Raw genomic sequence first — 22426 nt, forward strand, 5'->3', positions numbered from 1 at the left:
CCTGCGCAACACAGTGGCAATCTTCGGGCGGCCCCGCGGGAAGTGCTCCGGCGACAGCAAGCGCACGGTTCACCGCCTCTCGAAAATTCGCCGGCTGAACAATATTTGACGCGCCACGGCATAAGCCGTCCGGGCCGCTCGCGATCCACACAAGCGGAATCACCCTTTCACATCGGCCCCACGGGCGAACACCCGGCCCACGCGCCTTCCGTATTCCCCTCCACCCCCCCGCGGCGCGGCCTCGGCGCGCGGGACGCCGTGCGAGACGAACAGGGCGAACAGGGGGCTTGTTGGCCCGTGAGGGTGCCTCGTCCCCCCACCGTTGAGAACGGTTTCGGCCGGATGAAGGGAACGAGGTGCGACCACCCTGATCGACGAACTGTGGCGTGACGCGCCGCCGCGCACGGCGGCGACCACGCTCCAGGTGTACATATCGCAGCTCCGCAAGCTGCTGCACGCAGCCGACCCGGAGGCCGGACGACGCGCCTCGCTGACCACGCGACGCCCCGGCTACCTGCTGCGGCTGACACCAAATCAACTCGACCTGACCGAATTCGAGGAGCTGCACGGGCGTGGCGGAGAGGCCATGCAGCGGCGCGACTACGAGGAGGCCGCCGCACTTGAACGGCGGGCGCTCGCGCTGTGGCGCGGTCCGCTGCTGTGCGACACCCCGCACGGCGCACTGCTCGGAAGCGCGGCGGTGCGGCTGGCCGAGCTGCGCGTCGCCGCACTCGAACGCCGGGCATGCACGGCTCGCTGGTCGGTGAACTCCAGGAGCTCGCAGGCGACTTCCCACTGCGCGAGGACATACACGCCCACCTGATGGTCACTCTGTACCGCACGGGCCGTCAGACCGACGCGCTGGGTGCCTTCGAACGCATGCGGAGCACACTGGCCAACGAGCTCGGCATCGAGCCGGGCCGGAGCCTGCCCCAGCTGCACAGCCGGATCAGGGCCGGGGACGCCGCCCCAGGGCCAGCCGGTCGAGACGGCGGCGTGCCGCGGTGAGCGAGCGCCGGTCGCGGCGCAGCCCGGCCCAGGGGTCACCCCGCTGTTCGAGACGCGCCGGCAGGGTACGCAGCGTGAAATGCCGGGGACCGATGCGCTCGTCCGCGAGTTCGTCCCACGTGAGCGGGGTGGCCACGGGGGCGTGCGGGCGGGCCCTGACGGCGTAGGGGGCGACGGCGGTCTGCGCGTAGGCATTGCGCTGGACGTCGAGGTAGAGCCGGCCGCCGCGCCGGTTCTTGCGGATCTCGGTGGTCAGCCGGTCCGGGTGGCGCGCGGCCAGCACCTCCGCGGCGAGCCGGGCGAAGTCCCGCGCCTCGTCGAAGCCGGCCTTGCCGTCCAGGGGCGCCAGCACGTGCGCCCCGCGGGAGCCGGTCGTCATGGGCGCGGGGCGCAGGCCGACGTCGCGGAGCAGGTCACGGACGGTGAAGGCGGCCCATCGCACCACCCCGAAGTCGTCGCCCGGCGGGTCGAGATCGAAGATCAGCCGGTCCGGCCGGTCGAGGCCGCCGGTGCGGCTGAGCCACGCGTGCGGGGTGAGGCACGCCTGATTGGCCAGGTAGGCCAGGGTGGCCGCGTCGTCGCACACGGCCATGTCCAGCGTGCCGCCCTCCTTGGGGACTTCGAGGCGGTGTATCCAGTCGGGGAAGTAGTCCGGCACGTCCTTGTGGAAGAAGGACCTGCCCCGGTAGCCGTCCGGGTACCGCTCCATCGCCACCGGCCGGTCGCGCAGGTGCGTGAGCATGGGACGGGCGACGGACCGGTAGTAGTCGACCAGGTCCGCCTTCGTGATCCCCTCCTCGGGGAACATCTCCTTGTCCGGGCGGGTGACGGCGACCCGCCGCCCGCCGGCCCGGACCTCGTACCGTCCGCTTCGTGCGCTCATGGCCGACGACGGGTTCCCCGGCCCATGGCCGGAAAACGCCACGCGCCCGGGTTTCCTGCCCGCCCCGCCGGTTACCCGGGTCGCGGGCCACAGACCCGACAGGCACGAAGGACGGTGAAACCCCATGCGTATCGCATTCCTGATGGCACCGGAAGGTGTGGAGCAGATCGAGCTGACCGAGCCCTGGCGGGCGTGTACCGAGACGGGCGAGACGCCTCAGCTGATCTCCACAAGCCCCGGCACCATCCAGGCGTTCGACCACCTCGACAAGGCGGACACGTTCCCCGTGGACGGCACCGTGGACGAGGTGTCCGTGGACGGGTTCGAGGCGCTCGTGCTTCCCGGCGGTGTCGCGAACCCGGACGCGCTCAGGACGCACCCCGGGGCGGTGGCCTTCGCCAAGGGCTTCTTCGACGCCGGCAAGCCGGTCGCCGCGATCTGCCACGCGCCGTGGACGCTGATCGAGGCCGATGTCGTGCGCGGGCGCACCCTGGCCTCGTGGCCCAGCCTGCAGACCGACATCCGCAACGCCGGGGGCACCTGGGTGGACGAGCAGGTGCAGGTCTGCCACGAAGGGCCCAACACCCTGGTCAGCAGCCGGAAGCCGGCCGACCTCGACTACTTCGGCGAGGCGATGCTGCGCGAGTTCGGAAAGGTCGCCGCATAACCATGAATCTCGGATTCCTCAACCCGCTGCTGCACCGGCCGGGGCCCTGGGCCTCGGTGTACATGGACACTTCCGCGATCGCGGAGGACGCGGTGGCGGTCCAGGAGCTCCAGGCCCGCGACGCGGGCGACCGGCTGGCGGGCCTCGGCGCGGACGAGGCGACGTGCCACGCCGTGTACGGCGCGCTCGCCGGGGCCTCCCGCGACGACGCCGGGCGGGCGGTGTTCGCCACGGACGGCGAGGTCGTCCTCGACGTGCCGCTGGCCTCGCCGCCGCCCGCCCCGCCCACGGCGGACTGGGCCGTACTGCCGCGCCTGGCCCCGCTGCTGGAGTACGGCGGCGAGCCCGCGTGCCTGGTCGCGTTCGTGGACCGCAAGGGCGCGGACCTCCAGCTGCGCGGCGGGCACGGCAGGCCGCGCCCGGCGGGCGAGGTCACAGGGCAGCAGTGGCCGTTGCACCGCACCGGCCGCGACGACTGGTCCGAACGCCATTTCCAGCTCGCCGTGGAGAACACCTGGGAGGAGAACGCGGCCCTCATCGCCCGGACGCTGGCCGACGAGGCCGGTCGTACGGAGGCGGAAATCCTGGTCCTGGCCGGGGACCCGCGGGAGCGGCGGGCCGTGCGCGACCGCCTGCCCGAGGAACTGCGCGCGGCGGCCGTCGAGAGCGAGCACGGCGGCCGGGCGGCCGGGTCGTCCCAGGAACTGCTGGACGCGGACGTGGAACGGGCCCGCGCCGACCGGAGCCGCGCGCACGCCGAGGAGGCGCTGAGCCGCTTCCGCGCCGGCCGCGCCCCGGCCGGGGACCGCATCGACGCCGCCGAGGGCGTGCCCGCGCTGGTGGATGCCGCGCGCGAGCACCGCATCGACGAGCTGCTGCTGCGGCCGGGCGGCGCCGACCTGCACCACGACGTCTGGGTCGGCCCCGAGCCCGATCAGCTGGCGATGCGCCGTTCCGAGTCGCAGTACCTCGGCGAGCCGCTGCCCGCGGCCGCCCGCGCGGACGACGCGCTGCTGCGTTCGGCCGCCGCCACCGGCGCCGCGGTGATCGGGCTGCCGGCCGGGGACGGCGGGCGGCGCGGCGCGGATGGGGCCGTGCCGGTCGGCGGGCTCGGCGCGCTGCTGCGCTGGCCGTACCAGGGTGCGGTCCCCGGTGGCGGCGCCCGGCCCGAGCGGTGAGGCCCCGCGCCGCCCCGCGCTTGGCCGATCCGGCCCGGCCCCGTGCCGGGGCCGGGGCCGGCGGCGTTTTCAGCGCGCCGGGCGGGGGGTACCCGCGCACGGACTTCCCCACCGGCCGGCCCATTCGAGGAGGACCGCATGACCACTGACCAGGACCTGGCCGAGCTCGGGCAGCAGTTCCGCGTGGACGCGGTGCGTGCCACGTCGCACGCCGCGTCCGGGCACGCCACCTCGTCGATGTCCGCGGCGGACCTGATGGCCGTGCTGCTGGCACGCCACCTGCGGTACGACTTCGACTGGCCCGACCATCCGGGCAACGACCATCTGATCCTGTCCAAGGGGCACGCGTCGCCGCTGCTGTACGCCGCGTACAAGGCGGCCGGGGCGATCACGGACGAGGAGCTGATGACCTTCCGCGCCTCGGGCAGCCGCCTGGAGGGGCATCCCACGCCCAGGCTGCCGTGGGTGGATGTCGCGACCGGCTCTCTCGGGCAGGGGCTGCCCGTGGGCGTCGGCATCGCGCTGGCGGGGCGCCGGCTCGACCCCATGCCGTACCGGGTGTGGGTGCTGTGCGGGGACAGCGAGCTGGCCGAGGGCTCCAACTGGGAGGCGTTCGAGCACGCGGGGTTCGAGCAGTTGTCGAACCTGACGCTCGTGGTCGACGTCAACCGCCTCGGCCAGCGCGGCCCGACCCGCCACCAGTGGGACCTGGACGCGTACGCGCGCCGCGCCGACGCGTTCGGCTGGCACACCGTCGAGGTGGACGGCCACGATCCGGCGGCGATCGACGCCGCCTACATCGAGGCGGCCGGCGTCACCGACCGGCCGACGGTCGTCCTGGCCCACACGCAGAAGGGCCGCGGCGTGTCCGCCGTGCAGGACCGGGAGGGCATGCACGGCAAGCCGGTGCCGGACACCGACGAGGCGATAGCCGAGCTGGGCGGGGTCCGCGATCTGCGGATCGAGGTGGAACGGCCGGCCGCGACCACCGCTCCCCGGCAGGCGCACGGGGTGCACGCCGACCTGCCGCGCTGGTCGAAGGGTGAGAAGGTCGCCACCCGCAACGCGTACGGGGAAGCGCTGGCCGCCGTGGGCGCCGACCGCGGCGACGTGGTCGCGCTGGACGGCGAGGTCAGCGACTCCACGCGGTCGGAGTTCTTCGCCAAGCAGCACCCCGACCGGTTCTTCGAGTGCTACATCGCGGAACAGGAGCTGGTGGCCACGGCGGTGGGCATGCAGGTCCGCGGCTGGACGCCGTTCGCCTCGACGTTCGCCGCGTTCCTCACCCGGGCGCACGACTTCATCCGCATGGCCGCGGTGAGCCGCGCGAGCCTCAGCCTGGCCGGATCGCACGCCGGGGTGGCCATCGGCGAGGACGGCCCCTCCCAGATGGGTCTTGAGGATCTGGCGATGTTCCGCTCGGTGCACGGCAGCACGGTGCTGTACCCGTGCGACGGCAACCAGACGGCGAAGCTGGTGGCCGCCATGGCCGACGGCGGCGGCATCAGGTACCTGCGGACGTCCCGCGGCGGCAGCCCGGTGATCTACGGCCCTGACGAGGAGTTCCCGGTGGGCGGCAGCAAGCTGCTGCGTTCCTCCGACGAGGACCGGCTGACCGTGGTGGCCGCCGGGGTGACGGTGCACGAGGCGCTGACCGCGGCCGACCGGCTGGCGGCGGACGGCATCCGGGTGCGCGTGCTCGACCTGTACTCGGTGAAGCCCGTCGACGCGCATGCGCTGCTGGAGGCCGCGGAGGCCACCGGCTGCCTGCTGACGGTCGAGGACCATCGCCCGGAGGGCGGCATCGGCGACGCGGTGCTGGACGCGTTCACCGACGGGCGGCCCGTTCCGCGGCTGATCCGGCTGGCGGTGGAGACGATGCCGGGCTCGGCGAGCCCCGAGGAGCAGCTGCGCGACGCGGGGATCGACGCCGCGGCGATCGTGGCGGCGGTGCGGCGTCAGCTCGACGAGCCGACCGTCGCGTGAAAAACGGCCTCCGTCGTCCCCGTCAGCACGGGCAGATAGGCCAGGACGTCCTTGGCGCGGGATTCCAGGTCGGCGGCCGAGGTGATGCCGAGGTCGGCGAGGAAGTCCGCGAAGGGCCCCGCGTGGTCGCGGCGCAGCGCCTCGGGCGCGTCGGCGTCGAGGATGGTGTGGCAGCGGGCGAACGTCGCCGCTATCCAGAAAGCGACCTCGCGGTGCAGGCCGGCGCGGATCAGGCCGAGGATGGCGTCGATCGAGATGGGCCGCGCCGCCGGGGTGATGTCGGAGCTGAAGAAGAACGGGGTGCGGGCCACGGCCGCGGTGGCGTCGAAGGTGCGGGCCAGCGCGTGCAGGTGGTGTTCGGCGCGCCCGGCGGTGAGGGCGGCGCTGCCGAGGAGGGCGAGCAGCTCCTCGTGGCGGTCCAGGAGGCCGTGTTCCGCGAGCAGTTCGCGGGCCGCCACGTAGCGCAGCCGCACGGTGGGGTTGCGCAGCCCCGCGACGAGCAGCACCTGCGTGGTGACGCCGGTGGGGAACAGCCAGGCCGTGACGGCCTGCGGCCAGGGGGCCGTGGTGTCGAGGCCGCCGAGCCCGTCCTCCACGATCCGCAGCGCGGACGCGCAGCGGCGGCGCACCCAGTGCGGCTCGGCGAAGCGGCGGGCGATCTCCTCGTGCAGGGCGCGCAGGCGGCCCGTGGGGTCGGCGATGAGGGTGTCGGTGCGCAGGGAGGGCGCGAGGTGGTGCTGGGAGAGCACGTCCTCGGCCGAGGCCAGCAGTTCCGCGGGCAGCAGGGTGACTTCGAGGAGCGCGCCGCGGTACAGGAACTTGCCGGGTTTGGGCCCCGGGTCCTGATCGTCGACGACGAGCACGATGTCGACGTCGGAGCCCGGCGGAACGGGCTCGTCCGGCGCCAGGGCGATCGTCGATCCGCTGAAGTAGGCGCCGTGGAAACCCGGCCGCTCGCGGCCGTGCCGTGCCACCCAGTCCGCCGCCGCCGCGCGTGCCTCGTTCGCGTCCATGTTCGTCATTCTGTCTCGGGCGCGCGGCGGGCGGGCCTCAGGGGGTTTCTTCGAAGCGGGCGGCGGTCACGTAGTCGGGGCGCGGGTCGAGCGCCGCGGCGAGCCTGAAGTGCCGCAGCGCCTCGGCGTCACGGCCGGCGCGCTCCAGGGTCCTGCCCAGCGCGAAGTGCGCGAAGGAGTTGTCCGGCTCGCGCTCGAGCACGAGCTGGAACTCCAGCTCGGCCAGGCGGAGCTGGGCGCCCAGGAAGAAGGCGCGGGCGCGCAGCAGGCGGGCCGCGGTGTTCTCCGGGTGCACGGTGATCAGCGGGTCGAGCAGCTTCAGGGCCCCGCGCGGGTCGCGGGCTTCGAGGAGCGCTTCCGCCGCGCGGTAGGCGATGACGTGGGTCTCGGGAGTGGCGTCGGGCACGGGCCCTCCTGGGTCGGCGGTCGGCGGCCGGCAGGTGTGCCGGGGTCGGCCCAACGCTGCGCGGGAGGCCGCTATTCCCTCCTGGGATTCCCCGCTCCTCCCGACGCTACCCCGCGCGGCCTGATAAGACATGCCCATGCCTGACAGCCCCGGCCGGCCCCGGCCGTACCTGGTGCTGGCGATCTGCTGCATGAGCCTGCTGATCGTCAGCCTGGACGTGACCGCACTGAACGTCGCGCTGCCGTCGCTGCGGCAAGAGCTGGACGCGGACGTCTCGGGGCTCCAGTGGACGATCGACATCTACACCGTGGTGCTGGCCTCCTTCCTCATGCTGTCCGGCTCGACGGCGGACCGGATCGGCCGGCGGCGGGTCTTCCGGACGGGTCTTGTGCTCTTCACCGCCGGTTCGCTGCTGTGCGCGCTGGCGCCAGGGCTCGGCTGGCTGATCGTCTTCAGAGCGGCGCAGGCCGTCGGGGGCTCGATGCTGAACCCGGTGGCCATGTCGATCATCACCAACACCTTCCGCGAGCCGCGCGAGCTGGCCCGCGCCATCGGGGTGTGGGGCGGGGTGGTGGGGATCTCCATGGCGATCGGCCCGATCCTGGGCGGTGCGCTGACCCACGCCTTCGGCTGGCGGGCCATCTTCTGGCTGAACCTGCCCATCGGCCTGGCCGCGCTGTTCCTCACCGCCCGCTACGTGCCCGAATCCCGCGCCGCCAGGCCGCGCCGCATCGACCCGGTCGGGCAGCTGCTGGTGATCGTGCTGCTGGGCTCGCTGACGTTCGGCATCATCGAGGGCGGGCACGACGGGTGGGGTTCGCCGGTGATGCCGGCGTGCTTCGCCGTCGCCCTCGGCGCGCTGGCCGCTCTGCTGGTGTACGAGCCGCGCCGCCGCGAGCCGCTGCTCGAACTGCGGTTCTTCCGGAGCGCGCCCTTCACCGGCGCGTTCGTCATCGCCATGGCGGCCTTCGCCGCGCTCGGCGGCTTCCTGTTCCTCAACACGCTCTACCTCCAGGACACGCGGGGCCTGTCGGCGCTGGAGGCGGGCCTGTACCTGCTGCCGATGGCCGGCATGACGCTGTTCTTCGCGCCGCTGTCCGGGTATCTGGTGGGCCGTATCGGGCCGCGGGTACCGCTGGTCCCGGCCGGAATCGCCATCGCCTTCAGCGGTTTCCTGCTGACCGGCCTGGACGCGGGCACGCCGCTGCCGGTGCTGTTCACGGCGTACGTGACGTTCGGGATCGGCTTCGGTCTGGTGAACGCCCCGATCACCAACACCGCGGTCACGGGCATGCCGCGGGCACAGTCGGGCGTGGCCGCGGGGATCGCCTCGACCGGCCGCCAGGTGGGCTCCGCCCTCGGCGTCGCCCTGGTCGGCACGGTGCTCGTCGCCGGGTCGCGGACGGCCGGCCTGTGGGTCATCGCCGGCTGCGGCATCGTCGTGCTGATCCTCGGCGTGGTGACGACGGGCCGCTGGGCGGTCGGCACGGCGGAGCGCGCCACGCGCCGCCTGCCGACCGAGGACGAGGGGCAGACCGCCCCCGCGCCCACCTCGTGAGGCGGGGGCGGGGGCGGGGGCGGGGGCGGGGGCTCAGCCGCCGGACGGCGCGGGCGCGGTGGTGCCGCGGGCCGTGAACCGGGCAGGCGGCGACCACCGCCGGTTCACGGGGCCCCCGTCGAGCAGTTCCAGCACGGATTCGGCGACGAGGATGCCGAACTGGTGCACGTCGACGCTCATGGTCGAGAGCGCGGGCGAGGCCAGGCGGCACAGCGTCGAATCGTCCCAGGCGATCAGGGACAGCTCGTCCGGCACGGCGATGCCGAGGTCCTTGGCGACGCCGAGCCCGGCGACGGCCATCACGTCGTTGTCGTACAGGATGGCCGTCGGCCGGTCCCGGCGGCGCAGCAGCTGCGCGGTCAGCTTGGCGCCGACCTCCGCCGAGTAGTCGCCCTCCAGCAGCACCGGCTCGATGCCCGCCGCCCGGCAGCCCGTCCGCAGGGCGGCCGTCCGCGCCTTGGTGTGCACCAGCTCCGCGGGCCCGGTGACGCGCGCCAGGCGCCGGTGCCCGAGGCCGAGGAGCACGCCGAGCGCCTCGCGCACGGGGCCCTCGTTGTCGGTGATCACCGCGGGGGTGTCCGGGCCGCCGTCCCAGGCGCCGACCATGACGGCCGGCAGCCCCAGCTCGGCGAGTACCGCCGGACGGCGGTCGCCGTCGGTCAGGTTGACCACGACGACCGCGTCGACGAGCCGGCGCTCCGACCACCGCCGGTGGGTGGCGATCTCCTCGTCGTGCGCGGCGACGACGTGGAGCAGCACGGAGAGGCCGCGTTCCGCCAGCTTCTCCTCTATCCCGGCGATGAACTCCATGAAGAACGGTTCCACGCCGAGCAGTCGCGCGGGCCTGGCGAGCACCAACCCGATGGCTTCGGTCCGGTTCACTTAGGCCGGCACCGAGTGGAGCGATCCCGCGCTGCGCAGCACCAGCGGCCCCGTCAGCAGTGCCGGGTCGACGTCGGCCTCGGTGCGGACCGTGAAGGACCGCGTCTCGCCGGGCAGGATCGGCACCAGCATGTCGTCGACCTGCGCGTCGGGCGCCACCCGGTCGGCCAGGACGGCGACGTCCCGGGCGAAGGATGTGGCCCGCACGTCGACCCGGTAGCCGCCGGGCACGGCGACCGCCTCGGCCGTCAGCGCCCGCGGGTCGTAGGCGAGATCCCGGTCCTCGGCGAAAAGATGGACCGCGCGGGTCCCTTCCGCGGTTGCCACCAGCACCTCCCGTGCCGCGTCGGCCGGCTTGAGCAGCGAGTCGGCCAGCTCGATCTCGGCGACGGAACGCGCCGAGACACCGAGGGAGATCGTAGCGCTGTCGAGCACCTCACCCGCGAACGACAGCCGCTTCAGGAGCAGTTGCCCGTCCCAGGGCTCGTCGGTGTCGTTGACCGCCACCAGCGTCGGTCGGCCGTCGCGGGGCTGGACGGTCAGCAGGCGGGGGGCGTGGGCGTGGCGCAGCCCGTACCACAGCGGCTTGGGCCGCTCGTCGCCGTCCACGGCGGCCCAGGAGGTCACCGGCCAGCAGTCGTTCAGCTGCCAGACCAGGGAGCCCGCGGTGCGCGGCCAGTGGGAACGGAAGTGCTCGATGCCGAAGGCGACGGCGCGGGCCTGGTTGAGCTGGGTCGCCCAGTGCCAGTCCTCGAAGGTCCGCGGCTCGGGCAGGTGCGGGGCCATGCCGCGGTCCAGCTTGCCGTTGCCGTCCTCGGCCTTCTGGTGCAGCAGGAAACCGGGCGAGGTGGGCGTCATCGGCTCGTCGTGAATCCACCGGGTGAGGGTGGCCCAGGTCGGCGGGCCCTGGAAGCCGAACTCGGAGCAGAACCGCGGGATGTGGTCGCGGTAGTGGGTGTAGTCGACGCGGTTCCACACCGCCCACTCGTGCCGGGTGCCGTGGTCCTGCTCGTTGGGGTGCATGTCCCGCGGCGCGAAACGCGGGCTGAAGGGGCTGCCGTCGGCGTAGGCGCGGGTGGGGTCGAGCTCGGCGACGATGCGGGGGAACAGCTCGGTGTAGTAGCGCAGGCCCCAGGTGAGGTCCTTCAGCTCCTCCTGCCAGCCCCAGTCCATCCAGCCCCAGAGGTTCTCGTTGCCGCCGTTCCACAGGGCGAGCGAGGGATGAGAGGTCAGGCGGGCCACGTTCTCGCGGGCCTCGGCCTCGAACTCGCCCCACAGCGGCTCCTCCTCGGGGTAGGCCGCGCAGGCGAGGAGGAAGTCCTGCCACACGAGGATGCCGCGCTCGTCGCAGACGTCGTAGAAGTCCTCGGTCTCGTAGATGCCGCCGCCCCAGACCCGGAGCATGTTCATGTGCGCGCCGACGGCCTGGTCGACGCGGCGCTCCAGGCGTTCACGGGTGATGCGGGTCAGGAAGTGGTCGTCGGGAATCCAGTTGGCGCCCTTGGCGAAGATCGGCCGGCCGTTGACGACGAAGGTGAACGGGGTGCCGTGCTCGTCGGGCGTCGTGTCGACGGTGATGGTGCGGAAGCCGATGCGGCGTTCGACGGTGTGCAGGGGCGTCCCGACCCGGCCGCCGACGGCGGCGGCGAGGCCGATCTCCAGGTCGTACAGGGGCTGGTCGCCGTGGCCCACGGGCCACCACAGGCGCGCGTCCGGCACCTCGACGGTGACCTGCGCGGTGGTGGCACCGGCCGGGACGACGGTGGTGACGGTGCGGCCGTCGACCGTGGCGGTGAGCGCCAGTTCGGTGTCCTCGCCGAGTCCTGAGCGTTCGATGACGGCGTGCACCTCGGCGCGGCCGGTGCCGTCCTCGGCGACGGTGACCAGGGGGCGCACCTCGGCGAGGCGGGCGACGCGCCAGCGTTCGAGGCGGACGGGCTTCCAGATGCCCGCGGTCTGGAGATCGGGACCCCAGTCCCAGCCGAAGCTGCACGCCATCTTGCGGATGGTGTTCATGGGGTGCGGGTAGGCGCGGGGCCGCGAGCCGAGCCGCTCCTGGATCTCCTCCGCGTAGGCGAGCGCGGAACGGAAGGTGACGACGAGGTCGGTCTCCCGGCCGGTCAGCAGCTCGCGGACGTCGAAGCGGTAGGAGCGGTGCATGTTGGCGACGGTGCCGAGCAGCCGACCGCCGAACAGGACGTCCGCGACGGTGTCCAGGCCCTCGAAGACGAGGTCGACGCGCTCGTCGGCGGCGGCGGGACCGGCCGTGACGGTGGTGGCGTAGCGCCAGTCGGTGCGGTGCGCCCAGACCAGCTCCTCCTCGGCCCGGTCCAGATACGGGTCGGGGATCAGCCCCTGCGCCAGCAGGTCGAGGTGGGCGCTCCCGGGGACCTGCGCGGGAACGGTGCGACCCGCGATGTGCTCGGGTACCGGCCCGGCAGCCGCCGTCAGGTGCCAACCGTCATGCAACGTGTGGCGGATCATCCTTGAACACTCCCTGGAAGTTATCTGCTCGAACCGGGTAGAGATTCTTATGCAACCGAATAAAGTAAGTCAACAGAGTCAACAAACCAGCACACCAACGATCAGCGAAGGACGCAGATCCACGTGGCACCTTCATCCGTCCCCCTCGCCGAGCCCGGTCTGATCCACCTGCGGAGCGCAGGCGTCGGCCTCGTGCTCGACCTCTCCGGCGGCACGCTTCCCCGCGTGGTGCACTGGGGCGCCGACCTCGGTCCGCTGGACCAGACGGCGCTGGCGGCGCTGCGGCTCGCCGCCAGGCCGCAGCCCATCGGCTTCTCGGTCGACAGCCCCGTCGACGTCGCCGTCCTGCCGGAGCAGTCCGCCGGCTGGCTGGGCACCCCCGGCCTGGTCGGCAACCGCGGCGGCGCCGACTTCTCCACGGCCTTCCGCGTCACCGGCGCGGACCTCGACGACGACGGAACGGGCAGCGGCGGGCGGCTCAAGGTGACGGCGCACGACCCCGTCGCCGCCCTCGGCCTGGAGCTCACCGTCGAACTCACCGCGCAGGGACTGGTGCGCCAGCGCGCCACGGTGACCAACCGCGGCACCGGCCCGTTCGCCGTCGACGCGGTGAACCTCACCCTCCCCGTGCCGCCCGACGCGACGGAACTTCTCGACTTCACCGGCCATCACCTGCGCGAACGCAGCCCGCAGCGCACCCCGTTCACCCACGGCCTGCGGGTGCGCGAGAACCGCACCGGGCGCACCGGATACGACGCGGCCTATCTGCTCGCGGCCGGCACCGCCGGTTTCGGCAACCGCTCCGGACGCGTCTGGGCGGTGCACACCGCCTGGTCCGGCAACCACCGTACCTTCGCCGAACGCACCTTCCACTCCGTCTCGTTGCTCGGCTCGGGCGAACTCCTGCTGTCCGGCGAGGTCACGCTCGCACCGGACGCCTCCTACACCACTCCCTGGCAGTACGGTGCGCACGGCAACGGACTTGACGAGGTGTCGGCCCGCTTCCACCGCCACCTCCGCGCCCGCCCGAACCACCCGTCCGGGCCCAGGCCGGTGGTGGTCAACACCTGGGAGGCCGTCTACTTCGACCACGACCTCACCCGCCTGCGCAGCCTGGCCGACGCGGCGGCGGCGGTCGGCGCGGAACGGTTCGTCCTGGACGACGGCTGGTTCGGCTCCCGCCGCAACGACCGCCGCGGCCTGGGCGACTGGTACGTCTCCGACGAGGTGTGGCCCGACGGGCTCGGCCCGCTGACCGACCATGTGACCGGACTCGGCATGCAGTTCGGCATCTGGGTCGAGCCCGAGATGATCAACGAGGACTCCGACCTCGCCCGCGCCCACCCCGACTGGATCATGGCCACCGGCGGCCGGCTGCCCGGCGCGGCCCGCGCGCAGCAGGTCCTCGACCTGGCCAGGCCGGAGGCGTTCGCGTACATACTGGAACGACTGGACGACCTCCTCACCACCTACCCCGTCTCCTATCTCAAGTGGGACCACAACCGCGACCTCGTCGAGGCCGGGCACCAGCCGGACGGCCGCGCCGGGGTGCACGACCAGACGCACGCCGTCTACCGGCTCATGGACGAGCTGCGCGGCCGCCACCCGGAGGTCGAGATCGAGTCCTGCTCCTCCGGCGGCGGACGGGTGGACCTGGAAATTCTGGAGCGCACCGACCGGGTCTGGGTCTCCGACTGCATCGACGCCCTGGAGCGGCAACGCATCCAGCGCTGGACCAACACCCTGATCCCGTTCGAACTCATGGGCACCCACGTCGGCGCGGGGCTGGCCCACACCACCCACCGGCACCACCCGCTGGACTTCCGCGCCGGAACGGCGCTGTTCGGCCACTTCGGCATCGAGTGGGACCTCACCCGCGCCGGTACGGAAGACCTGGCGCGGCTCGGCGCGTGGGTCGCCCTCTACAAGGAGCTGCGCGGGCTGCTGCACACCGGTACGGCCGTGCACGCCGACCACGCGGACCCCGCCTACGACGTGACCGGCGTGGTAGCCGAGGACGGCTCCGACGCGGTGTTCGCGATCGTCGCCTCGGCCACGTCCGAGCTGTACCCGCCGGGACCGGTCCGGCTGCCGGGGCTGCGCCCCGACGTCACGTACCACGTCCGTCCCCTGCCGCCAGGCGACGTGACCGACGGCAATGCCGCGCGGTGGGGCGTTCCCCTGCCGTGGTGGACGCCCGAGGGGGTCCGGCTGCCGGGCAGGGCCCTGGCCGAGGCCGGGCTGCAGGCCCCGGTCCTCTTCCCTGAACGCCTGGTCCTGCTGCGCGCCACGGCCTAGCCGTCCGGCCCGGCGTTCCCCGGCCCCGCGGTGGCGGAGCCGGGGAGCGCCCGGCGGCAGCCGGCGCCTCAGCGGAGCCGGACGACCCGGGCGGTGGCCGCGGGCCCGGAGTCCGGACTCGTCAGGCGCAGTACGCCCGATGCCGCGTCCCATACCAGTGTCCACTCGGCGGCGCCGGTGCCGGGGCCGGGGAAGAGCACCTCGGGGGTGACGTCCACGCCCCGCAGATGCGGCACCGGAACGGTCAGCTCCGGCTCCGCGCCCGGCCGGCGCCACAGCGTCAGCAGCGTGCTCCCCGCGGGCTCCTGCGGTCTGAGGCCCATCGCGACCCACGGGCCCGCCTCCGCGGTGAGGCCCAGCGGCCAGAACGGCAGCGCCGCGGCGATCTCCTCGCGCAGCTCCTTGTGCACGGCCACCGCCTCGCCGACCAGCGCAAGCTGGTCCGGCGTCATGCGATTGAGGTGCCCGGAGAGGTACAGCCGCCCGAGGACGCCGGTCGCCAGCGTGAACGCCGACTCCTCCACGGACATCTCCGGCTGCGTGTACGCCCAGTTCCCCGCCTGCTCCGGCAGCACCGAGGCCGGGGCCGCGGCGGCGATCGGCGGATAGAGCAGCGGATTCTGCTGGTCGGACGTCGACTGCAGGTGCAGCCTGGACAGCATCGCGTAGTCCATGCGCATCGCGCCCGAGGCGCAGTTCTCGATGAGCAGGTCCGGGTGCCGCGCCAGCAGGGCGTCCAGCCACTCCAGATGCGCCCGGTTGTGCGCGAGCAGCCCCTCGCCCGGCGCGGAACCGCCCAGGTCGGTACCAGGGCCCGGCATGATGTTGTAGTCGAACTTGAAGAAGCCGACGCCGAATTCCTCGATCAGCCCGTCGACGATCCCGTCCACGTGGGCCCGCGCGGCGGGGTGGCGCAGATCGAGGTGGTAGCGGCCGTGTTCCACGACGCGTGCGCCGTACCGCTGGAAGAACGCCTCGTCGGGCAGCCGTTCCGCCATCGGCGAGCGGACGCCCACCACTTCGGGTTCGAGCCACAGGCCGGGCACCATGCCGCGGTCCCTGATGCGGTCCACGACCTCGCCGAGACCGTCGGGGAAGCGGGTCGCCGAAGGGCGCCACTCCCCCACGCTGTCCCACCAGCGGCCGTCCTCGTCGTACCAGCCGGCGTCGATGCAGAAGTACTCCGCACCCGCCTGCGCCGCCGCGTCGATCAGCGGCAGCAGCTTGGCCGTCGTCGGGCTGCCCATCAGGGTGTTCATGTAGTCGTTGAAGATCACCGGCAGGTCGCTCGGGCGGCCGGCGCGCAGGGCCCGGCGCTGCCGGGTCAGGGCGCCGAACGCCTCGTCCACCCCGCCGGCGGCGACCGCCAGGGACACCGGGACGGTGGTGAAGCCGCGTTCCGCCGTCACCACCGTGTTCCACTGGTGCTCCGCGTCGGTCGGACCGAGCAGCGCCAGGTACGCGCCCGTCTTGCGCTCCCCCAGCTCCCAGTGCCAGGCGCCGTTGTGCTCGATCTGCCAGGCCATGGACCAGGAGTCGTCGTCCGCCACCACGGCGCCGGTGGGCAGCCGTTCCCCGGTGGACCACGAACTGCGGGAGGTGACGGGGAACCGGCTGCGCGAGGCGTGGTGGTGCACCTCGGGGTCCATCGCGATCAGTCCGCACGCGCGCAGCGGCGCACGGCGCCACCGCGACTCGGCCACCCAGTCCGAGTCGGCGCAGACCACGTCGACCTCGTCCACGGTGCGCCCCGAGTCGGCCAGGAAGGCCCCGGTCACCACCGAGGTGACGGCCTGGAGCCGCACCTCTTCCGCGCCCGCGTCCAGGCCCACCTCGGTCCACACCCGGACCGCGGGCACGCCCTCGGCCGCGACGAAGACGGTGGTGACGGTGAGCCCGGTGACGTCGTCGCTCTGCGTGACCCGCAGCTCCGCACCCGCCGCACCGGCCGATTCCGTGTGCCGCACGTACCGCAGCCGCGCGCCCACGCAGGTGTCCGCGTACCGGTGGCTGCCGGGGAACCGGCCGTGCCCCAGCAGCTGGAGCTCCACCAGGGGCGGGGCCGCCGCCTCGTCGGGCGGGGGCGCGGCGCCGGCCGCGCCGGGGCGCAGCGAGAGCAGCGCCACCGGCAGGTCGCCGCCCACGCCGAGCACCAGGCGCGCGTCGCCGCCGCGCCAGGTCAGCAGGGTCCTGGCCGCCATCACCGCTTCCCTCCGGCCGGGTTGGCCAGGGCCGCGGCGATGGGGGCGGCCTTCTCGAACGGATGCCACGACTTGGTGTGGTGGTCGAACGTCCGGTTCAGGTCCGCCTCGTCGATCGCGCCCACCCCCTCGGCGAGGGACCGGCCGCGCTCCTCCGGGTTCGGCGCGGCGGCGGCGAGCAGCTTGGTGTAGGAGTGCTGCGGCGTGAGGATGACGTCGTCCGCGGGGCCGCGTTCGACGACGTGCCCGCGGTACATCACCAGGATCTCGTCCGAGAAGTGCCGCGCGGTGGCGAGGTCGTGGGTGATGTAGAGCACCGCGAGACGGTCCTCGCGCTGGAGGCGGGCGAGCAGGTTGAGCACGCCGAGCCGGATGGAGACGTCGAGCATGGAGACCGGCTCGTCGGCCACCACCACCTGCGCGCCGGGCGCGAGCGCCCGCGCGATGGCGACACGCTGGCGCTGGCCGCCCGACAGCTCGTGCGGGCGACGCGGCGCGATGGCGTGCGCGGGCGTGAGGTTGACGCGTTCGAGCAGCTGCTCGACCTGGCGCCTGGTGTCCGTTCGCCCCTTGGTCCTGCCGTGCAGCCGCAGCGGCCTGGCCAGGTGGTGCTCGATGGTGTGGAACGGGTTCAGCGACGCGAAAGGGTCCTGGAAGACCATCTGCACGTGATCCCGGTACTCCCTGTCCCCGACCGGACTGCCGTCGGCCTTGGTGGCGACGATCGCGCCGCCGGTCGGCTTCTCCAGGCGGGCGATCATCTTGGCCACGGTCGACTTCCCCGAGCCCGACTCCCCCACCAGCGCCACGGTCCTGCCGGGCGTGAGGGTGAAGGAGACGTGGTCCACCGCGCGCAGGCGGGAGGACCGCAGGCCCGAACGGATGGGGTAGTCCTTGACCAGGTCGCGGACCTCAAGAGCGGTCATCGCGGCGCTCCCTCGTTCTTCGTAAGTGGCGACGACTCGCCGGTGCGGATGAACGCGCCGCGTTCGCCGGTCAGGCTCGGGAAGGAGCCGAGCAGCTGACGGGTGTACGGATGCTCGGGGCGCTCGTAGATCTGCTCCGCGGGCGCGTACTCGACGACCTCGCCCGCCCTCATCACCGCGATGCGGTCGCTCAGTTCGAGCAGCATCGGCAGGTCATGCGTGATGAAGACGACGGCGAAGCCCAGCTCGTCCCGCAGCCGGATGATCTCCCGCAGGATGCCGCGCTGCACGACGACGTCGAGCGCCGTGGTGGGCTCGTCCATGATCATGACCTGCGGGTCGAGCAGCATCGCCATGGCGATCATGACCCGCTGGCGCATGCCGCCGGACAGCTCGTGCGGGAAGGAGTCGAGCCGGGTGGGGTCGACGCGCACCAGGCGCAGGACCTCTTCGCAGCGTTCGCGCCTGGCCTGCTTGGACATGTCCGGCTTGTGCGTGGTGAGCACGTCGTCGAGCTGCTCGTGGATGGAGATCACCGGGTTGAGCGAGTTCATCGCGCCCTGGAAGACCATCGACAGCTTCGCCCAGCGGAACTGGCGCAGCTCCTCCGCGTCCAGGGCCAGCAGGTCGATATCGCCGCCGTCCCGGTCGTGGAAGATCACCGAACCGGAGGCGACCTCGGCCGGCGGGCGGTGCAGCCGGTTCACGGCGTAGGCCAGGGTCGTCTTGCCGCAGCCGGACTCGCCGGCCAGGCCGAGGATCTCGCCACGGCCCAGGGTGATGGAGACGTCCTTGACCGCGTGCACCGGGTTCTCGGTCTGGTAGATGACGTTGAGATCCCGGACGGACAGCACCACGTCCCGGCCGTCCGCCGCCCGCGCGGGGGCGGGCGGCGCCTGGGCCGCAGCGCCGCCGACAGGGGCGGGCGGGGCGGCCGGGGGCGGGGTGCCGCCCTTCGCGGCCACCGGCTTGGGCACCCGCAGCTTGGGGTTGATGATCTCGTCGATGCTGAAGTTGATCAGCGAAAGACCACAGCCGAAGAGCGCGATCATCAGACCGGGCGGGCCGAACCACCACCAGGCTTCGTACTGGAGGGCGAAGCCGTTCTGGGCGTAGTACAGCATGGTGCCCAGCGTGTGGGAGTTGGCCGCGCCGAGGCCGAGGAACGACAGGCCGGCCTCGGCGAGGATCGCCGCGATCACGGCGAAGACGAACTGCGAGGCGAGCAGCGGCAGCAGGTTGGGCAGAATCTCCACCGAGACGATGCGCCACCGCTTCTCGCCCGCGACCCGGGCCGCGGCCACGTAGTCGCGGTTGCGCAGGGACAGTGTCTGGGCGCGCAGCACGCGCGCGGCGGCGGCCCAGCCGGTGATGGCGAGCACCAGCGCGACGGTCCACCAGCCGCGGTCCTGCGGCGGGACGAACCCGGCGATGACGATGACCAGCGGCAGGCCGGGGATGACCAGCATGACGTTGGACAGCAGCGAGAAGCCCTCGTCGACCGCGCCGCCGACGTACCCGCCGATGATGCCGAAGAGGGCGGACAGGATGGTCGCCAGGATGCCGACCACCAGGCCCACCAGCAGCGAGCCGCGGACCGCGTGCGCCAGCTGCGCGAATACGTCCTGGCCGGTCTGCGTGGTGCCGAGCCAGTATTCGCCGCTCGGCTCGGTCATGCCGATGCTGTCGATGGCGTCCGGGTCGCCCACCAGCCACGGGCCGATGATGGCGAACAGCGTGATGCCGAGAACCAGGACGAGGCCGATGACGAGCTTGGGGGACCAGCTCGGCAGCAGCGCGCGCATGCCGCTGCGGCCGCGGGACGGTGGCGCGGACGCGGACTTGACGGGGGCCGCCGCGGCCGCGCCCTCGTCGGCGCTGCCGGTGAGCGGGCTGAGATTGGTCACGATGCCTGCTCCTTCCTGGTCAGTTCTCGACTCGGGTACGCGGGTCGATGAAGCCGTACAGCAGGTCGACGACCAGGTTGGCGGCCAGCACCGCCACCGTGATGATCAGGAAGATCCCCTGCATCAGGGCGTAGTCGCTGTTCTCCACGGCCTGGAGCAGCTTTCCTCCGATGCCGGGATACGAGAAGACCTGTTCGGTGATGATCGAGCCGGAGACCACGAACCCGAGGGAGATCGCGAAGCCCGCCACGGAGGGCAGGACCGCGTTCCGCGCGGCGTAGCGGGTCATGATCCGCCTGTTGCGCAGTCCCTTGGCCTGTGCGGTCAGGATGTAGTCCTCGGACATCGTCGAGACCATCATGTTCCGCATGCCGAGCAGCCAGCCGCCGACGGAGGAGACGACGATCGTCAGCGCCGGCAGGAAGCCGTGGTAGATCGCGGAGTTGATGAACTCCCAGTTCCAGCCGGTCGCGAGCGCGACGTCGTAGCCGCCGTTGAGCGGGAACCAGGCCAGTGACGTGGAGAAGACCATCACGAAGATCAGCGCGAGCCAGAAGTACGGCACGGCCGAGAGCACGGTGGTGGCCGGGATCAGCGAGTCGAGCCAGGTGCCGCGTTTCCAGCCCACCACCATGCCGAGCACGACGCCCACCAGGAACGACAGGAAGGTCGCGATGCCGACCAGGACGATCGTCCAGGGCAGGGACTGCGAGATGACCGTGGTGACCTCCTCGGGGAAGACACTGACGGACACCCCCAGATCGCCGCGGAACATGTTGCCCAGGTACGAGAAGTACTGGTTCCACAGTGCATCGCCCGTGTCCGTGCCGAGCATCAGCTCGTAGGACTCGCGGACATCGGGGCCAACCGAGCCGCCACGCTGCTGGAGCTTCGCCAGCAGCGTGTCGACCGGGTTGCCCGGCATCATTCGAGGAATGAAGAAGTTCAGGGTCAGGGCCGCCCACAGGGCGACCAGGTAGAACCCGAGCTTCCGGGCGTAGTACCTCATGGTTTTACGTCACTCACCAGCCGGTTCGAGGCTGCGGTAGATCTGCGCCTGGTCGGGACGCTGCCACACCGCGGGGTACGCGTGCAGGTTCACGTCCGTCGGCCAGCCGGTGAACTTCTCCGAGTTGAACTGGCTGGTGGTACCGCCGAGCAGGATCGGGATGTACGGCATGTCCCGCTCGATCTCGGCCTGGATCGTGTCGTAGTGCTGCTGCCGCGCCTCGGTGTCGACGGGGTCGATCTGGTTCAGCTGGTTGATGGCCTCGTCGACGGCCGGGTTGGAGTAGCGGGAGAAGTTCGGGTTGGCGGACTCGCCGACCGGAACCGTGTTCTCGCTGTTGAAGAAGTTGTTGTACACGTAGTACGGGTCGGGCGTCGGGCCCGGGTACAGCGAGTCGATCTGGAGCTGGAAGTCACCGCGGCCGCGGGCGTCCATCGTCTCGTTGTTCGAGGCGGGCTGCGGCGTCAGCTCGATGCCGGCTTCCTTCAGCTGCTCGGACATGGTGTTGACGGCGGTGATGTAGTCGGTCCAGCCGGTCACCACGCGCACGGTCAGGGACAGCTTCTCGCCGTCCTTCTCGTAAATGCCGTCGCCGCCCATGGTCCAGCCGGCGCCCTCCAGGATCTCCTGGGCCTGCTGCACGTCGGCGTTCATCGGCACGGTCTGGTTCTCCAGGTCCGCGGAGAGGTAGCCGGCGTCACGCTCCGGGAGCGCGAACCCGGGGGACATCTCGGCGGCGGTGTTCTGGAAGGCCAGCGCGTTCAGCTGCTCGCGGTCCATGGCGTAGTAGATCGCCTGCCGCACGGCCGGGTCGGTCTGCGGTCCCGTGCAGCCGAGGTCCGGGTTGGAGCAGGTGTCCAGCACCATCTGGAAGGCGTTGACCGTGATGGACTTGTAACCCGGGTGGTTCTGCTCGAAGTTCTCCATGTCGGGCACGGGGCCGGTCTGCCAGTCGATCTCGCCGGCGGCCAGCGCGTCGGCACCGGCCTGGTTGCCGGAGAGGGCCACGTAACGGACTTCGGGCAGGGCCGGGGCGCCGTCCCAGTAGGTCTCGTTGGCACTCAGCGTGAACGCCTGCGGGCTGAAGTCGGTCAGCGCGAACGGACCGGTGCCTATGGGCTCCTGGATCTGGTCGGTGGCCGGGTCCTCGATCTGCGACCAGATGTGCTCGGGCACGATCCAGGTCTTGCCGAGCAGGTCGGGCGCCTTCATGTAGGCGGGCTCGTCGAACGACACGGTGAGGTGGGTGTCGTCGACGACGGTGGGCTCGCCCTGGAAGTTCTGGGTGTTGAGGGCCTCGTGCTCCAGCAGCATGTTCAGGGTGAAGGCCACGTCATCGGCGGTGAACGGCTCGCCGTCCGACCACTCGACACCCTCCCTGAGGGTGATGGACAGCTCGGTGCCGTCCTCGTTCCACGCGTATTCGGTGCCGAGGCGGGGCGCGGGGTCGTCCTGCCGCGCGATGTTGTAGAAGAACAGCGGCTCGAAGATCGTGCCCGGCCCCTCCGACACGGTCGGCAGGTACGGGTTGAAGACACGCGGCCAGTCGCCGGCGAGACCGGTGTAGACGATCAGGGTGTCGCTGTCAGTGCTCGAACCGCCGTTGCTGGAACCGCCGCAACCGACGGCCAGCAGCCCGATCGTCACCGCTCCTATCGCCGCTGTTCGTACGCGCCGCCACCTTGCGTGCAAGGACATGCTTCGTTCCTCTCATGGCCTGCCCCACCTTTGGGGCATGGGCGGAGTCACCCGGGGGTATGTGATTGTTAAGCCGCCGAATTAACAAAGTCAACCCTCTAAAGACACGAACAGACAACGACGTGCGTGAATCATGCTCGCCACGCTGCGCGGTCACAAGACCACCTTGCGCAACATGTCGGGATACGTCGTCACCGCTCGAGGAAGACTCTGGCAAACTCGTTCGTCAGGCAAATAAACTAAGCATCGCGCAGCGTTACCACGGGGCTGCGCCACGAAGTCGCCAACTCCCGTGAACGATGCGGAGGACTCAGTGAGCGGA

General features: G+C 72.0%; 16 protein-coding genes and 1 pseudogene. 7 read left to right on the forward strand and 10 right to left on the reverse strand.

Annotation, left to right across the window (positions count from 1 at the left end):
- Positions 1-370: 370 nt before the first annotated feature.
- Positions 371-640: pseudogene (locus RM779_RS33745) on the forward strand (AfsR/SARP family transcriptional regulator); the annotation flags it as partial.
- A gap of 20 nt (positions 641-660) precedes the next feature.
- Positions 661-1008 carry a BTAD domain-containing putative transcriptional regulator gene (locus RM779_RS33750; RefSeq protein WP_394813323.1) on the forward strand — a complete coding sequence of 116 codons (348 nt, stop codon included), beginning with the start codon at positions 661-663 and terminating at the stop codon, positions 1006-1008.
- Here RM779_RS33750 and ligD read toward each other — a convergent pair.
- Positions 950-1891: a non-homologous end-joining DNA ligase gene (ligD, locus tag RM779_RS17790; protein ID WP_311618696.1), complete on the reverse strand. Its 942-nt coding sequence runs from the start codon at positions 1889-1891 to the stop codon at positions 950-952. The two genes, RM779_RS33750 and ligD, sit on opposite strands and share 59 nt — an antisense overlap.
- 124 nt (positions 1892-2015) lie before the next feature.
- Here ligD and RM779_RS17795 point away from each other — a divergent pair, with 124 nt between their 5' ends.
- The 3 genes from RM779_RS17795 to RM779_RS17805 all read left to right on the forward strand — a co-directional run bounded on the left by RM779_RS17795 (position 2016) and on the right by RM779_RS17805 (position 5722).
- Positions 2016-2558, forward strand: coding sequence for a type 1 glutamine amidotransferase domain-containing protein (locus RM779_RS17795; RefSeq protein WP_311618697.1), 543 nt, complete (start codon positions 2016-2018; stop codon positions 2556-2558).
- 2 nt (positions 2559-2560) lie between these two features.
- The gene (locus RM779_RS17800; protein WP_311618698.1) at positions 2561-3736 is read left to right on the forward strand and encodes a baeRF2 domain-containing protein; all 1176 of its coding nucleotides are present in this window, start codon (positions 2561-2563) and stop codon (positions 3734-3736) included.
- 138 nt (positions 3737-3874) lie between these two features.
- Positions 3875-5722, forward strand: a complete 1848-nt coding sequence (locus RM779_RS17805) for a transketolase (RefSeq protein ID WP_311618699.1) — start codon at positions 3875-3877, stop codon at positions 5720-5722.
- Here the strand turns inward: RM779_RS17805 and RM779_RS17810 are convergent.
- Together RM779_RS17810 and RM779_RS17815 are read right to left on the reverse strand one after the other, a co-directional pair.
- Positions 5695-6735, reverse strand: coding sequence for a hypothetical protein (locus tag RM779_RS17810; RefSeq protein ID WP_311618700.1), 1041 nt, complete (start codon positions 6733-6735; stop codon positions 5695-5697). The genes RM779_RS17805 and RM779_RS17810 overlap by 28 nt on opposite strands.
- Positions 6736-6772: 37 nt before the next feature.
- Positions 6773-7141: a tetratricopeptide repeat protein gene (locus RM779_RS17815; RefSeq protein WP_311618701.1), complete on the reverse strand. Its 369-nt coding sequence runs from the start codon at positions 7139-7141 to the stop codon at positions 6773-6775.
- Between the two features lie 136 nt (positions 7142-7277).
- Here RM779_RS17815 and RM779_RS17820 point away from each other — a divergent pair, with 136 nt between their 5' ends.
- Complete coding sequence (locus tag RM779_RS17820; protein ID WP_311618702.1) at positions 7278-8699, forward strand: MFS transporter; 1422 nt, start codon at positions 7278-7280, stop codon at positions 8697-8699.
- A 33-nt stretch (positions 8700-8732) separates the two neighbouring features.
- Here RM779_RS17820 and RM779_RS17825 read toward each other — a convergent pair whose 3' ends face one another.
- Together RM779_RS17825 and RM779_RS17830 are read right to left on the reverse strand one after the other, a co-directional pair.
- Entirely contained in the window at positions 8733-9581 is an 849-nt protein-coding gene (locus RM779_RS17825; RefSeq protein WP_311618703.1) for a LacI family DNA-binding transcriptional regulator, read from the reverse strand.
- Positions 9582-12065, reverse strand: coding sequence for a glycoside hydrolase family 2 protein (locus tag RM779_RS17830; RefSeq protein WP_311618704.1), 2484 nt, complete (start codon positions 12063-12065; stop codon positions 9582-9584). It abuts the gene before it with no gap.
- Positions 12066-12188: 123 nt separating this feature from the next.
- Here RM779_RS17830 and RM779_RS17835 point away from each other — a divergent pair, with 123 nt between their 5' ends.
- Positions 12189-14363 (forward strand): alpha-galactosidase, encoded by a 2175-nt coding sequence (locus RM779_RS17835; RefSeq protein WP_311618705.1) that lies wholly within the window; start codon positions 12189-12191, stop codon positions 14361-14363.
- A 68-nt stretch (positions 14364-14431) separates the two neighbouring features.
- Here RM779_RS17835 and RM779_RS17840 read toward each other — a convergent pair whose 3' ends face one another.
- The 5 genes from RM779_RS17840 to RM779_RS17860 are packed head-to-tail and all read right to left on the reverse strand — an operon-like array spanning position 14432 to position 22104.
- Positions 14432-16564 carry a glycoside hydrolase family 36 protein gene (locus RM779_RS17840; RefSeq protein ID WP_311618706.1) on the reverse strand — a complete coding sequence of 711 codons (2133 nt, stop codon included), beginning with the start codon at positions 16562-16564 and terminating at the stop codon, positions 14432-14434.
- Positions 16564-17490, reverse strand: coding sequence for an ABC transporter ATP-binding protein (locus tag RM779_RS17845; RefSeq protein WP_311618707.1), 927 nt, complete (start codon positions 17488-17490; stop codon positions 16564-16566). The genes RM779_RS17840 and RM779_RS17845 overlap by 1 nt, the downstream gene beginning before the upstream one ends.
- Positions 17487-19397 (reverse strand): dipeptide/oligopeptide/nickel ABC transporter permease/ATP-binding protein, encoded by a 1911-nt coding sequence (locus RM779_RS17850; protein WP_311618708.1) that lies wholly within the window; start codon positions 19395-19397, stop codon positions 17487-17489. Before RM779_RS17850 ends, RM779_RS17845 begins: the two co-directional genes overlap by 4 nt.
- A 19-nt stretch (positions 19398-19416) precedes the next feature.
- Positions 19417-20406, reverse strand: coding sequence for an ABC transporter permease (locus RM779_RS17855; protein ID WP_311618709.1), 990 nt, complete (start codon positions 20404-20406; stop codon positions 19417-19419).
- A 9-nt stretch (positions 20407-20415) separates the two neighbouring features.
- Positions 20416-22104, reverse strand: a complete 1689-nt coding sequence (locus RM779_RS17860) for an ABC transporter substrate-binding protein (protein WP_311618710.1) — start codon at positions 22102-22104, stop codon at positions 20416-20418.
- Positions 22105-22426 lie beyond the last annotated feature (322 nt).

Source organism: Streptomyces johnsoniae (assembly GCF_031845565.1).
Lineage (GTDB): Bacteria > Actinomycetota > Actinomycetes > Streptomycetales > Streptomycetaceae > Streptomyces > Streptomyces johnsoniae.